This window comes from Kitasatospora cinereorecta (genome assembly GCF_024172095.1).
Lineage (GTDB): Bacteria > Actinomycetota > Actinomycetes > Streptomycetales > Streptomycetaceae > Kitasatospora > Kitasatospora cinereorecta.
Genome location: NZ_JAMZDX010000006.1, coordinates 588,999 through 600,877 on the forward strand (window position 1 = coordinate 588,999; position 11,879 = coordinate 600,877).

13 protein-coding genes are annotated in these 11,879 nt (G+C 72.2%); 9 read left to right on the plus strand and 4 right to left on the minus strand.

Features of this window, described 5'->3' with window-relative positions; translation table 11 throughout:
• The first annotated feature begins 9 nt into the window (after positions 1-9).
• Positions 10-1,593: a globin domain-containing protein gene (locus FHR36_RS32000; RefSeq protein WP_253802854.1), complete on the plus strand. Its 1,584-nt coding sequence runs from the start codon at positions 10-12 to the stop codon at positions 1,591-1,593.
• Between the two features lie 11 nt (positions 1,594-1,604).
• Here the strand turns inward: FHR36_RS32000 and FHR36_RS32005 are convergent, their stop codons facing one another.
• A complete protein-coding gene (locus tag FHR36_RS32005; RefSeq protein WP_253802856.1) occupies positions 1,605-2,132 on the minus strand; it encodes an NUDIX domain-containing protein in 528 nt (175 codons plus the stop codon).
• 257 nt (positions 2,133-2,389) lie between these two features.
• On the opposite strand from FHR36_RS32005, the gene FHR36_RS32010 reads away from it, so the two are divergent.
• Both FHR36_RS32010 and FHR36_RS32015 read left to right on the plus strand, forming a co-directional pair.
• Positions 2,390-3,184 carry an IclR family transcriptional regulator gene (locus tag FHR36_RS32010; protein ID WP_308199696.1) on the plus strand — a complete coding sequence of 265 codons (795 nt, stop codon included), beginning with the start codon at positions 2,390-2,392 and terminating at the stop codon, positions 3,182-3,184.
• A 166-nt stretch (positions 3,185-3,350) separates the two neighbouring features.
• On the plus strand, positions 3,351-3,779 hold the full coding sequence (locus FHR36_RS32015; RefSeq protein ID WP_253803249.1) for an SsgA family sporulation/cell division regulator: 429 nt from the start codon (positions 3,351-3,353) through the stop codon (positions 3,777-3,779).
• A gap of 39 nt (positions 3,780-3,818) precedes the next feature.
• On the opposite strand, the gene FHR36_RS32020 is transcribed toward FHR36_RS32015, so the two are convergent.
• A complete protein-coding gene (locus FHR36_RS32020) occupies positions 3,819-4,193 on the minus strand; it encodes a phage holin family protein (protein ID WP_253802858.1) in 375 nt (124 codons plus the stop codon).
• 112 nt (positions 4,194-4,305) lie between these two features.
• On the opposite strand from FHR36_RS32020, the gene FHR36_RS32025 reads away from it, so the two are divergent.
• From FHR36_RS32025 to FHR36_RS32045, 5 genes are all read left to right on the plus strand, one after another.
• Positions 4,306-4,623, plus strand: a complete 318-nt coding sequence (locus FHR36_RS32025; RefSeq protein ID WP_253802861.1) for a cupin domain-containing protein — start codon at positions 4,306-4,308, stop codon at positions 4,621-4,623.
• A 20-nt stretch (positions 4,624-4,643) separates the two neighbouring features.
• Positions 4,644-5,306 carry a thiaminase II gene (gene tenA, locus FHR36_RS32030; protein ID WP_253802864.1) on the plus strand — a complete coding sequence of 221 codons (663 nt, stop codon included), beginning with the start codon at positions 4,644-4,646 and terminating at the stop codon, positions 5,304-5,306.
• 194 nt (positions 5,307-5,500) lie between these two features.
• A complete protein-coding gene (locus FHR36_RS32035) occupies positions 5,501-5,701 on the plus strand; it encodes a DUF5326 family protein (protein WP_253802867.1) in 201 nt (66 codons plus the stop codon).
• A 221-nt stretch (positions 5,702-5,922) separates the two neighbouring features.
• Positions 5,923-6,645, plus strand: a complete 723-nt coding sequence (locus FHR36_RS32040) for a VC0807 family protein (protein WP_253802871.1) — start codon at positions 5,923-5,925, stop codon at positions 6,643-6,645.
• A gap of 71 nt (positions 6,646-6,716) precedes the next feature.
• A complete protein-coding gene (locus FHR36_RS32045; protein ID WP_253802874.1) occupies positions 6,717-7,712 on the plus strand; it encodes a glycoside hydrolase family 113 protein in 996 nt (331 codons plus the stop codon).
• Between the two features lie 133 nt (positions 7,713-7,845).
• Here FHR36_RS32045 and FHR36_RS32050 read toward each other — a convergent pair whose 3' ends face one another.
• Together FHR36_RS32050 and FHR36_RS32055 are read right to left on the minus strand one after the other, a co-directional pair.
• A complete protein-coding gene (locus tag FHR36_RS32050; RefSeq protein ID WP_253802877.1) occupies positions 7,846-9,309 on the minus strand; it encodes a flotillin family protein in 1,464 nt (487 codons plus the stop codon).
• A gap of 181 nt (positions 9,310-9,490) precedes the next feature.
• Positions 9,491-9,691: an NfeD C-terminal domain-containing protein gene (locus FHR36_RS32055; protein WP_253802879.1), complete on the minus strand. Its 201-nt coding sequence runs from the start codon at positions 9,689-9,691 to the stop codon at positions 9,491-9,493.
• Between the two features lie 252 nt (positions 9,692-9,943).
• On the opposite strand from FHR36_RS32055, the gene thiC reads away from it, so the two are divergent.
• Positions 9,944-11,755 (plus strand): phosphomethylpyrimidine synthase ThiC, encoded by a 1,812-nt coding sequence (gene thiC, locus FHR36_RS32060; protein WP_253802881.1) that lies wholly within the window; start codon positions 9,944-9,946, stop codon positions 11,753-11,755.
• Positions 11,756-11,879: the final 124 nt, after the last annotated feature.

Genomic DNA, 11,879 nt, shown 5'->3' on the forward strand with positions numbered 1-11,879 from the left:
ACGATTCTCTTGGGCACTCGTCAGATCGCGCTGAAGAACAGGCCACTGAAAGTCGTCAGGGTCGGGCCCGGATCGGCGGCGGCCTCGTCCGTACCGGGTCTGGGGCCCGCCGCGGCCGGTTCCGCCACCGAGGGCGGAGCGGTCGAGGCCCGGCCCCCCGCGGATCCGGCCGAGCCGGTGCCGTCCGCGGACCCGCCCGTGGCCGCCGGGCTGCCCGCGATCCCGGCGAAGCCCACCGAGCCGCCCCGGATCCCCGCGCCGAGCCTGCCCGCGGACCCGCCCCCGGTCGGCCACCGGCCGCTGTTCACCGACGCCCCCGGGCTCAACTGGTCCGGCCCCGGCGACCACTGGAGCCGCGCCTGGGCCCTGGAGACGCTGGCCGAGCCGCCCGCCGCCCCCGCGGCGCCCGCCGTTCCGGCCCTGCCGGCCGCGGTGCCCGTCCGGGTGAGCGCCACCGAGGCGCCCACCGCCGAGGACATCGAGCTGATCCGGACCACCCTCGCGGTGGTGGAGCCGGTCGCCGACCGCGCGACCGCCCACTTCTATGCGCTGATCTTCGTCCACCACCCGGAGATCCGGGCGATGTTCCCGGCGGCCATGGACGTCCAGCGCGACCGGCTGTTCCACGCCCTGCTGATGGCCGCCGCCAGCGCCGACGACCCGGCCGGACTGACCGCGTACCTCACCCGCCTCGGCCAGGGCCACCGCAAGTACGGCACCCTCGCCGCCCACTACGGACCGGTCGGCGAGTGCCTGGTGGCCGCGCTGGCCCGGTACTGCGGCAGCCGCTGGGACGACCGGACCGAACTGGCCTGGCGGCGGGTCTACGGACTGGTCTCACGGATCATGATCGAGGCGGCCGAGGACGCCGCCCGCACCTCCCCGCCCTGGTGGCAGGCCGAGGTGGTCGCGCACGAGCGGCGCACCCGCGACATCGCCGTCGTCACCCTGCGCCCCGACCAGGCGTACCCCTACCGGGCCGGCCAGTACGCCACCGTGGAGACGCCCTGGTGGCCGCGGGTCTGGCGGCACTTCTCCTTCTCCGGCGCGCCGCGCTCCGACGGCCTGCTGACCTTCCACGTGAAGGCCGTCCAGGCCGGCTGGGTGAGCAACGCGCTGGTCCACCGGGCGGCGCCCGGCGACGTGCTGCGGCTCGGCCCGGCGGCCGGCTCGATGGTGGTCGACCACGGCAGCGACGCCAACCTGCTCTGCATCGGCGGCGGCACCGGGATCGCCCCGATCAGCGCCCTGGTCGAGGAGGTCGCCGCGTACGGCGCCGGCAGCCGCAAGGTCGAGGTCTTCTACGGCGCCCGGCGGAGCGCCGAGCTGTACGAGCTGGCGCACCTGCGCGAGCTGGCGGAGCGCCACCTGTGGCTGTCCGTCCGGCCGGTGGTCTCCGACCAGCAGGTGGCGCCCGGCGAGGCACTGGCCGGCGAACTGCCCGAGGTGGTCACCCGGTACGCGCCGTGGCACGGCTTCCGGGCCTACCTGAGCGGCCCGCCGGCCATGGTCCGGCGCGGCACCGCCGCCCTCAAACGGGCCGGGCTGACCTCCGCCGAGATCCACCACGACCTGGTCGGAGACCTGGCGTAGCCGGCGCCGGATCAGCCGAGGTCGTGGGCGAGCAGGGCGCGGACGCCCTCGATGTTGGCCGCCAGGTACGCCCGCAGGCTGGGCGGCACGACGTTGACCGAGGTGACGCCCTCGCGAGTGAAGGGCAGCCGGACGATCTCGTACTCGCCGCGCGGCTCGTCCACCTCGGGGCCGTGCCGTCGGCTGGGGTCGATCGAGGCCAGTCGGCAGACGAAGAAGTGCTGCACCTTCACCCCGTGCGGATGGGCCAGGGTGCCGTCCTCGTGGTGGGAGTGGGCGACGGTGTCGACGAAGGCGGGCACCACGTCCGCCACTTTGCCGCCGAGCTCCTCGTCCACCTCGCGGTGCAGGGCCTCCACCACCGTCCGGTCGGTGGGCTCCACCCCGCCGCCCGGCGTGATCCAGTACGGGTGCGGGGAGCCCGGCCGGACGCGCTTGATCAGCACGATCGAGGCGGGCGCGTGCGGATCGTCCCGGTCCAGCTCCAGCAGGATCGCCCTCGCGGTGCGCTTGACCACTGGGCGGACGGGGCCGGCCATGCTTGCCACCTCCGGGGCGCGAGCGTTGTGCGGGAGTCTCCCGCACCGGGCCCGCGGCCAAACCCGAACGAGTGGGTGAATCGGAGGTACGGGTTCCGCCGAACGGATGATTCGGGAGCGCTTCGGCCGTCCGTGTCGCGCCTGGGTGCACGCGGGCCCGCGGTGTGCTGCAATGAGCCGCTATCGGGCGGAAAGCGAGCGAACTGCCCCGAACGGCTTCCGAACGGCTTCCGAATGACCAGGGGGATGAGGCGGCCATGGACCAGATGACCGGGACGGCCGACAGAGCGAGCACCCGGGGCATACGGCCGGCCGGGTCACCCACGCTGATCACCTCCGTCCAGCGCGCGCTGCGCCTGCTGGAGGCGGTCGGCGCACATCTGCAGGGAGCCACCGCCAAGCAGCTCGCCCGCGCCGCGGGCCTGCCGCTCGGCACCACGTACCACCTGCTGCGCACCCTCACCCACGAGGGCTACCTGTGCCGCGTCGGCGGGAAGTTCTTCTTCGGCGACTCGCTGGACGGCATCAGCCGCGCGGACACCCGCCAGCACGCCCGCGCCGACCTCCACGACCGGATGGCCGAGCTGCGCGACGAACTCGGCGCCGCCGTCTACTACGCGGTGTACGAGGAGGGCGAGATCCGGGTGGTGCACGTGGTCGCCGGACCGCAGCACCCGGCCGTCGAGGAGTGGGCCGACTTCCGCGCCACCGCCCACGCGCACGCGGTCGGCCTGTGCCTGCTCGCCCAACTCGGCGAGGACGAGCGGCGCGACCACCTGGACCGCCACCCGCCGTCGGCGCTCACCCCGTACACCGTCGCCCGCGAGGGCACGGTGCTGCGCCGGCTGGCGGCGGTCCGCCCGACCGTGCCGGTGACGGAGCGCCAGGAGTACGCGCTGGGCACGGTGTGCGCCGCCGTCCCGATCACCATCGGCTCGGTGGTGGCCACCATGGCGATCTCGCTCCCGGTCGAGCAGTCCGACCGGCTGACCGCCGCGGCCGGCCGGCTGCGCTCGCTGGTGGGCGCGATGTCCCCGGCGTTCGTGCGCTGACCGGAGGGCGTGCGCCGACCGGGGGTCGGGGCTCGTTCACCATTTGAAAAAGCTCATCTTGTCCTCATCGTTTGCAAACCTGGACGATGGGGATTGAACGGCGAATCAGGACAAAACTCCGGTGGCCCTCAACACCCCGGCCGGGCAGAACGAGAGGTACTGGTACATGCACAACACGGTCCAGGCCCACGTGGTCATGCACCTCGTGGTGTCCGACGAGCTCTCCTTCCGCATCCTGGTCGACCTCGAGTACGACGCCGAGGACCCGTACGCGGTGGCCTTCACCTTCCACCTCCCCGGCGACGCCCCGGTCACCTGGGTGTTCGCGCGCGAGCTGCTGGTCGACGGGATCAGCCGGCCCACCGGCGAGGGCGACGTGCACATCCACCCGGTCGGCGAGGAGCTCGGCGAGGTCGCCATCGTGCTGCACTCCCCGGAGGGCGACGCCCGGATGCGGGCCGGTGTCCCGCCGCTGATCGCCTTCCTGGCGCGGACCGACCGGGTGGTGCCGATGGGTCAGGAGACCATCGGGGTCGAGCTCGACACACAGTTGGCCAGCATCCTCGCCGCCCCCGGACGCGAGAACGCCGGCTGACCGCCGCGGCGGCCGGCCGGCGTTCCGGCGGGAGTCGGTTCAGTCGTCCCCGAGGGCCAGGTGCAGGCCCCAGGACACCACGCTGATGATCAGCGAGCCCAGCAGCGCGGCCCAGAAGCCCTCGACGTGGAAGTCCAGCGAGAGCTTGTCGGAGGCCCAGGAGGTCAGCCAGAGCATCAGGGCGTTGATCACGAAGGTGATCAGCCCCAGCGTGAGGATGAACAACGGCAGCGAGAACAGCTTCACCAACGGCTTGATCAGGAAGTTGACCACCCCGAAGACCAGCGCGACCGCGATCACGGTGAGGGTCTTGTCCTGCCAGCCGTCACCGGACAGCACGATCCCGTCGACGATCCAGGCCGCCACCCAGATCGCCAGCGCGTTGATGAGTGTTTTGATCACGAAACTCTTCATGGTGCGGATGGTCGCAGGCCGGACGGCCGCAGGGAAGCTCCCCGAGGGATGTTGTTGAATGGGGCCCGCCGGGGGAGCCGGTGCGGGCTGGCACGGAAGGGGAGCGGCCGCGGTGAAGGTGTTCCGGTTGGACGAGCTGGACGCGGAGCGGGCCGCCCACGGTGGCGCCTACCTGCGCTTCCTCAAGGAGCGGAACATGTCCGCCGGCCTGTACGCGCTCTCCCCCGGTGAGACCGACCCGCAGGGCCCGCACGAGCAGGACGAGATCTACACCGTGATCAGCGGCCGGGCCGAGCTGACCGTGGGCGGGGAGACCACCACCGTCGGACGCGGCAGCGTGGTGTACGTGCCGGCCGGCGTCCCGCACCGGTTCCACCGCATCACCGAGGAGCTGCGGGTGCTGGTGGTCTTCTCCCCGCCCGAGACCTGACCACGCCGAGGAGCGATGCTGTGAACCTGACCGACGAACTGTGGGCGGCGATCGAGCCGATCTACGCGGAGATCCTCGCCCACCCGTTCATCGCCGGCCTGACCGACGGCACCCTGCCGCGCGAGGCGTTCCGCCACTTCGTCGTCCAGGACTCGCACTACCTACGGGACTACGCCCGCGCGCTGGCTGTCTGCGCCGCCAAGGCGCCGGGCGAGGAGGACGTACGGGCCTTCGCCGACGACGCGGTCGGGGCGATCGCCGCCGAGCAGGGGATGCACGCCGAGTTCATGACCGCGTTCGGCGAGAGCGTCGAGCGGGCCGCCGAGGAGCCGGTGCTGCCGACCACCCGCGCGTACACCAGCTACCTGCTGGCCACCGTGTACGGCGGCTCCTTCGCGGAGGCGCTGGCCGCGGTGCTGCCCTGCTACTGGATCTACGCCCGGGTCGGCGAGCGGCTGCTGGCGGCCTCCTCGCCGGAGCCGCTGTACGCCAAGTGGATCGCCACCTACGGCGACGAGGCGTTCCAGGCGGTGGTCCGGCGGGTGCTGGAGCTCACCGACCGGCTGGGGGAGGAGATCTCCCCGGCCGAACGGCGGCGGATGGTCGAGCACTTCACCACCACCTCGCGCTACGAGTGGATGTTCTGGGACGCCGCCTGGCGCGGTGAGCGCTGGCCTGTCTGAACAAGGCCCACAGCGGTCCGCGGAGCGGCACCAGGGTGAGCCCCGAGGCCCGGTCTCGGGGTGATCTCCGGGTCTTCTCGGGGGCCGGAGACCTCGTTTCGCCTCTGCCGTCCCGGTACGGTCGAAGTACCGAAAGCGAGCGGGACCGCGGCGGACAGACCGACGCCGAGCCCGAGGGGAGAGAAGGAACGGACATGGCTGAGCTCTGGAAGTCGCTGCCCTCGTGGGTGCGCAACATCGTGGTTCCGATCATCGCCGTGGTGATCGCCTGGAAGCTGATGTGGTTCGTCATCGGCGTCGTCAGCGGCCTGATCGGATTCCTGATCAATGTGCTGGTGCTGGTGGGCATCGCCGCCGCGGTGGTGATCCTGGTGAAGAAGGCCGTCAAGAGCTGACGCGGGGGGGCGTCGGACGGGGGACGGGCGAGGACGGAGTCCCGGCCCGGGGTGTGGACAACCCCGGTGCCGGGACTTCGTCGTGAGGCGGTGTCACCGACCGTGCCGTGACATCTGTCATGCGCTTTCGAGCACAGCGGACACTGACTCCGGACCTGCCGTTCGCGGGATTCTCGAGAGGTCGGAGAGACCGGCGACAGCGGGACCACGGGGAGCGGACCATGGCACTCATCACCACCGGCGCGATCACCACCGAGCCGAAGGCCGGTACCGGACAGAGCGCCGGATCGACCGCCGCACGGACCGCCGCCCGGCAGGGCGCCGCCGCCGCGCTGCGGCCGCTGGCGATCGACGTGGCCGTGCCGATCGGCGCCTACTACGTGGCGCACGGCGTCCTCGGGCTCGGTGTGGTGGCCGCGCTGGCCGTCGGCAGTGCCGTCCCGATGGTCCGCACCGTCGTCGGCCTGGTGCGGGAGCGCTCGGTCAACGGGCTCGCCCTGCTGATGCTGGTGGTCAACGTGGTCGGCATCGCGCTCTCCGGCTTCACCGGGGACGCCCGGCTGGCGATCGCCAAGGACGCCGTGGTCAGCAGTGTGATCGGCGGCGCGATCCTGGTCTCCGCGCTGGCGGGCCGTCCGATGATGTCCCGCGGCATGCGGCCGTTCGTGGTCCGGGGCGACGCCGCCCGGTCCGCGGCCTGGGACCGGCTTTCCGCCGGTGACACCTCCTTCCGCCGCAACGAGCGGGCCTTCTCGCTGGTCTGGGGCGGCATGCTGCTCGCCGAGTGCACGGCCAAGGTGGTCGGCGCGTACACCCTCCCGGTGGACACCATGGTCTGGCTGGGCACCGTGTTCCTGGTCGCCGCGATCGTGCTCGCCACCGTGGTCGCCAACCCCTTCGCCGCCCGCCTGGGACAGCGGATCAGCACCGAGACCGCGGCCTGAGCCCACCGGCCGACTCCACCGCCCAGTCCGAGAACTGCCCAGTCCGAGCCGTCGATCGGGGAACGACCGCCATGCGCACCAAGGGCATCAACTACGACACCGGGTTCACCCCGGCCGGCGAGAGCTCCCGGCCGCACTTCGATCCCGAGGAGGTCCGCCGCGAGATGCGGACCATCGCCGACGAACTGCACTGCACCGCCGTCCGGATCACCGGAGCCGACCCGGAGCGGATCGCCGCCGCCGCCGCGTACGCCGCCGAGGCCGGCCTGGAGGTCTGGTTCGCCCCCTTCCCCTGCGGGCTGGACCCCGAGGGCATGCGGCCCCTTCTGCTGGACAGCGCCCGCCGGGCCGAGGAACTGCGGGCCGCCGGCGCCCGGGTGGTCCTGGTGCTCGGCTGCGAACTCACCCTGTTCGCCGAGGGGTTCCTTCCCGGCGCCGACCTGGGGGAGCGGATCGCCGCCCTCTCCGACCCGGCCACCTGGCGGACCCTCCCCGCCACCCTGGCCCGGTTGAACGGCTTCCTCGCCGAGACCGCCGACGCCGCCCGGACGCTCTTCCGCGGGCCGGTCACCTACGCCTCCGGCAGCTGGGAGCGGATCGAGTGGGCGCCCTTCGACCTGGTCGCCGTCGACGCCTACCGCGACGCCCACAACGCCGACCGCTACCGGGACGAGCTGCGCGGCCACCTCGCCCACGGCAAGCCGGTGGTGGTCACCGAGTTCGGCTGCTGCACCTACGCCGGCGCCGCGGACCGCGGCGGCCTGGGCTGGGCGGTGGCCGACTACGAGCAGCAGCCCCCGGTGATCACCGAGGAGCTGGTCCGGGACGAGCAGGAGCAGGTGCGCCACCTGCACGACCTGCTGGCGGTCTTCGAGGCGGAGGGCGTCGACGGCGCCTTCTGGTTCACCTACGCGGCCTACCGCGCCCCGCACCGGCCGGACGACCCCCGCCACGACCTGGACCTCGCCTCGTACGCCGTGGTCACCCGGGACGACTGCGGCGCGTGGCGGACCAAGGCGGTCTTCCACGCCATCGCCGAGGCGTACCGGACCCCTGAGACCCGCTGAGACTCGTGAGGCCCGCCGAGGCCGTCCGGCAGGACTTCCGGAGGACACGGGGCTCCCGGGAGAAGGGCCGCGCCCGCCCACGGGTCGTGGGCGGGCGCGGCGTCGTCGCGTCGTCGGGTCGGGACGCGTCCGGTCAGTCCTGGTCCTGCTGCACCGGGATCACCTGGGTGACCGGCACCCCGGCCGCGGGCTCCCGCTTCGCGGGCTCCTTCCCGGCCGGCTCGGCGTTCATCGAGTTCAGCAGCTGCCGGGCGAGGCCCAGGCCGGTGCCGCCCATGGTCAGCGCCTTGGCGAAGGTCTCCGCCATGCCGTCCGCGCCGTTCAGCAGCACCATGTGCTCGACGTTGCCGAACGCCTCGGCGCCGGCCCGCACGATCTCCGGCCACTTCTCCGCCAACTGCTGGGCGACCACGGCCTCCTGGTTCTCGGCGAGGGCCGCGGCCCGGGCCTTGATCGCCTCCGCCTCGGCCAGACCGAGCGCCCGGGCCGCCTCGGCCTGCGCCAGACCCTTGGCCTCGGCCGCGGCGGCCTCCGCCGTACCGGTCGCCTTGGTGGCCTCCGCCGCCGCCAGACCGCGGGCCCGGGTGGCCTCGGCCTCCGCGTTGGCGGCGATCTTGACGCGGTTGGCCTCGGCCGCCGCCTTCAGCTCGGTCTCCTGGGCGAGCGCCTCGGCCGCGGAGATCCGCGCGTCACGGTCGGCCTGCGCCTTGGTGCGGGTCTCGTACGCGCGGGCGTCGGCCGGCTTGCGGACGTCCGCCTGGAGCTGCTGCTCCTTGCGGTGCGCCTCCAGCTCGGCGACCTTGGTCTCCTGGACGACGACCTCCTGCCGCGCGGCGGCCTGGGCGAGCGGCCCGGCCTGCATCGCGCGGGCCGTCGCGGTCTCCATCTCGGCCTGGTAACCGGCCTGCTGGATACCGGAGTTGCGGGTGGCCTCCGCCTTGCGGGCGACCGCCTCCTGCTCCGCCTCGGTGGCCACCCGGTCGGCCTCGGCCGCCGCGATGCGGGCGTCCCGCTGGACGGCGGCGGCGTGCGGGGCGGCCAGGTTCCGGATGTAGCCGGTCGGGTCCAGGATCTCCTGGATCTGCAGCGAGTCGATGATCAGGCCGAGCTTCTCCATCTCGGCGCCGGACGCCGCCCGGGTCTCCCCGGTCAGCCGCTCCCGGTCGCGGATCATGTCCTCGACCGTCAGACTGCCGACAATGGACCGCAGATGGCCGGCGAACACGTTGTGCACCCGCTGGCCCATCAGCTTCTGCTGGTCCAGGAAGCGGCGGGCGGCGTTGGCGATCGACACCGGGTCGTCGCCCACCTTGAAGATCACGACACCCTTGACGTGGACCGGGATTCCCTGCTTGGTCACGCACTCCACGTCCAGCTCGGCCTCGTTGAGGTCCAGCGAGAGGCGGCGGACCACCTGCACGCCGGGCAGAACGAGGGTTCCCCGGCCGGTGACGGTCCGGAAGCCCAGACCCTCGCCGTGCTTCGAACCGGAGATGATCAGTGCCTCGTTCGGCTCGGCGACCCGCCACATGAGCTTGAACAGCACGACCAGGACGATGATGGACGCCGCCACGGCGCCCGCGATGCCGATCAACATCGGCTGATTCCCCCTTCAGGGCACACCGGTCCCGTGGCTGCGCTCTGTTGTGCAGGATGGCGCGGAACGCGGTGGCAACCGGAGATTCTGCGCCTGTCGTGATCGCAGGGGAAGGGGCTGCCGTACTGATTCCGTCCCAGGGGTGTCAAGAAACCGTCAGCGCCCCTGGATTTTCGGGCCGTCAGAACGGTTCGACATAGACGGTGCGCGGTGGCTGGTAATCGACCACCACCACCTGGGCACCCACCGGGATCGGCCCGCCCGGCGTCGCCGGGTAGGCCAGGAACGCCTCCGAGCCCTGCCGCTGCGGTACGTGCACCATCACCTCGCCGACCAGCCCCGTACCGATCCGCCCGGTGACCCGCCCGATCAGTCCCACCATGCCGTCGAGTGTTCCACGCGGCCGCGGGCGTGAACAGGCGGTGCCCCGTCCCGGGAACTCCCGCCCTGGACCTGGGTCGATGCGGGCGCTACGGTGTTGGGCGTCATGCGCAGGCGGCACCGCCTGCGACAACGGGAGCTCGGAGCACCGGGCTGAGAGGGCGCTGAACGGTACGTGAGTACACGTACCAACCGCTGCGCCGACCGCAGGAACCTGGACCGGGTAATGCCGGCGTAGGGAGTAGAAGGTCAGATGACCACGTTTGATGCACACCAGCCTGCCCAGAACACGGTCGGCAGCGCGACCACCGGCTACCCGACCCCGGCCTGGCGCAAGGCCTACCGCGACGGCAGCCGGCCCGACCTGCGCGTCCCGTACCGCGAAGTGCGGCTCACCAACGGCAAGTCCGTCCCGCTGTACGACACCTCCGGCCCGTACACCGACCCGGCCTACGAGGCCGACGTCCGCCGCGGCCTGCCCGCCCTGCGCGACGCGTGGATCCGCCAGCGCGGCGACGTCGAGGAGTACGAGGGCCGCGAGGCCCGCCCCGAGGACGACGGGATCAAGCACACCGCGCCGCGCGGCGGCAACCTCCGCAACCTGGACGCCGTCTTCCCCGGCCGCCCGCGCCGCCCGCTGCGCGGCCGCGACGGCGCCTCCGTCACCCAGCTCGGCTACGCGCGGCGCGGCATCATCACCCCGGAGATGGAGTTCGTCGCCCTCCGCGAGGGCCTGGAGCCGGAGTTCGTCCGCGACGAGGTCGCCCGCGGGCGGGCCGTCATCCCGGTCAACGTGAACCACCCCGAGGTGGAGCCGGCCATCATCGGCACCAACTTCCTGGTGAAGATCAACGCCAACATCGGCAACTCCGCCGTCACCTCCTCGATCGAGGAGGAGGTGGAGAAGATGACCTGGGCCACCCGCTGGGGTGCCGACACCGTCATGGACCTCTCCACCGGCCGCAACATCCACACCACCCGCGAGTGGATCCTGCGCAACTCCCCCGTGCCGATCGGCACCGTCCCGCTCTACCAGGCCCTGGAGAAGGTCGACGGCCGGGCCGAGGAACTGAGCTGGGACGTCTACCGCGACACGATCATCGAGCAGTGCGAGCAGGGCGTCGACTACATGACCGTCCACGCCGGCGTGCTGCTGCGCTACGTCCCGCTGACGGCCCGTCGCAAGACCGGCATCGTCTCCCGCGGCGGCTCGATCATGGCCGCCTGGTGCCTGGCGCACCACCAGGAGAACTTCCTCTACACCAACTTCGAGGAACTCTGCGACATCCTGCGCACCTACGACGTCACCTTCTCGCTCGGTGACGGCCTGCGGCCCGGCTCGATCGCCGACGCCAACGACGAGGCGCAGTTCGCCGAGCTGCAGACCCTGGGCGAGCTCGGGCGGATCGCCCGCGAGCGCGACGTCCAGGTGATGATCGAAGGCCCGGGGCACGTCCCGATGCACAAGATCAAGGAGAACATGGATCTCCAGAAGGAGATCTGCGACGAGGCGCCGTTCTACACCCTCGGCCCGCTCACCACGGACGTCGCCCCCGGCTACGACCACATCACCTCCGGCATCGGCGCCGCGATGATCGCCTGGTGGGGGACGGCCATGCTCTGCTACGTCACCCCCAAGGAGCACCTCGGCCTGCCCAACCGGGACGACGTCAAGACCGGCGTGATCACCTACAAGATCGCCGCCCACGCCGCCGACCTGGCCAAGGGTCACCCCGGCGCCCAGGCCTGGGACGACGCCCTCTCCGACGCCCGCTTCGAGTTCCGCTGGGAGGACCAGTTCAACCTGGCCCTCGACCCGGAGACCGCCCGCGACTTCCACGACGAGACGCTCCCCGCCGAGCCCGCCAAGACGGCCCACTTCTGTTCCATGTGCGGCCCGAAGTTCTGCTCGATGAAGATCTCCCAGAAGATCCGCGACGAGCACGGCGACGGAGCCACCGCCGTCGAGTCCGGCTACGACGCCGATGCCCTCGCCGGCATGCAGGCCAAGTCCGAGGAGTTCGCCGCCCAGGGCAACCGCGTCTACCTGCCGCTGGCCGACTGACGAAGTGTCACTGGCTCGCAGTACTGGGGAGCGGAGGGGGCTTCCCAGTGCTGCGGGCGACGCGCGACGGCGCTGCCCCGGGAGGGCGAGGGGGCTTCCCGGGGCAGCGCCGCTGTGCGTGGTG

Excerpts from the sequence above, each read along its gene's own strand:
- FHR36_RS32010 (WP_308199696.1), top strand. The coding sequence starts at position 2,390 with ATGGACCAGATGACCGGGACGGCCGACAGAGCGAGCACCCGGGGCATA.
- FHR36_RS32020 (WP_253802858.1), bottom strand. The coding sequence starts at position 4,193 with ATGAAGAGTTTCGTGATCAAAACACTCATCAACGCGCTGGCGATCTGG.
- FHR36_RS32015 (WP_253803249.1), top strand. The coding sequence starts at position 3,351 with ATGCACAACACGGTCCAGGCCCACGTGGTCATGCACCTCGTGGTGTCC.
- thiC (WP_253802881.1), top strand. The coding sequence starts at position 9,944 with ATGACCACGTTTGATGCACACCAGCCTGCCCAGAACACGGTCGGCAGC.
- FHR36_RS32055 (WP_253802879.1), bottom strand. The coding sequence starts at position 9,691 with ATGGTGGGACTGATCGGGCGGGTCACCGGGCGGATCGGTACGGGGCTG.
- FHR36_RS32035 (WP_253802867.1), top strand. The coding sequence starts at position 5,501 with ATGGCTGAGCTCTGGAAGTCGCTGCCCTCGTGGGTGCGCAACATCGTG.
- FHR36_RS32050 (WP_253802877.1), bottom strand. The coding sequence starts at position 9,309 with ATGTTGATCGGCATCGCGGGCGCCGTGGCGGCGTCCATCATCGTCCTG.
- FHR36_RS32005 (WP_253802856.1), bottom strand. The coding sequence starts at position 2,132 with ATGGCCGGCCCCGTCCGCCCAGTGGTCAAGCGCACCGCGAGGGCGATC.
- FHR36_RS32040 (WP_253802871.1), top strand. The coding sequence starts at position 5,923 with ATGGCACTCATCACCACCGGCGCGATCACCACCGAGCCGAAGGCCGGT.
- FHR36_RS32045 (WP_253802874.1), top strand. The coding sequence starts at position 6,717 with ATGCGCACCAAGGGCATCAACTACGACACCGGGTTCACCCCGGCCGGC.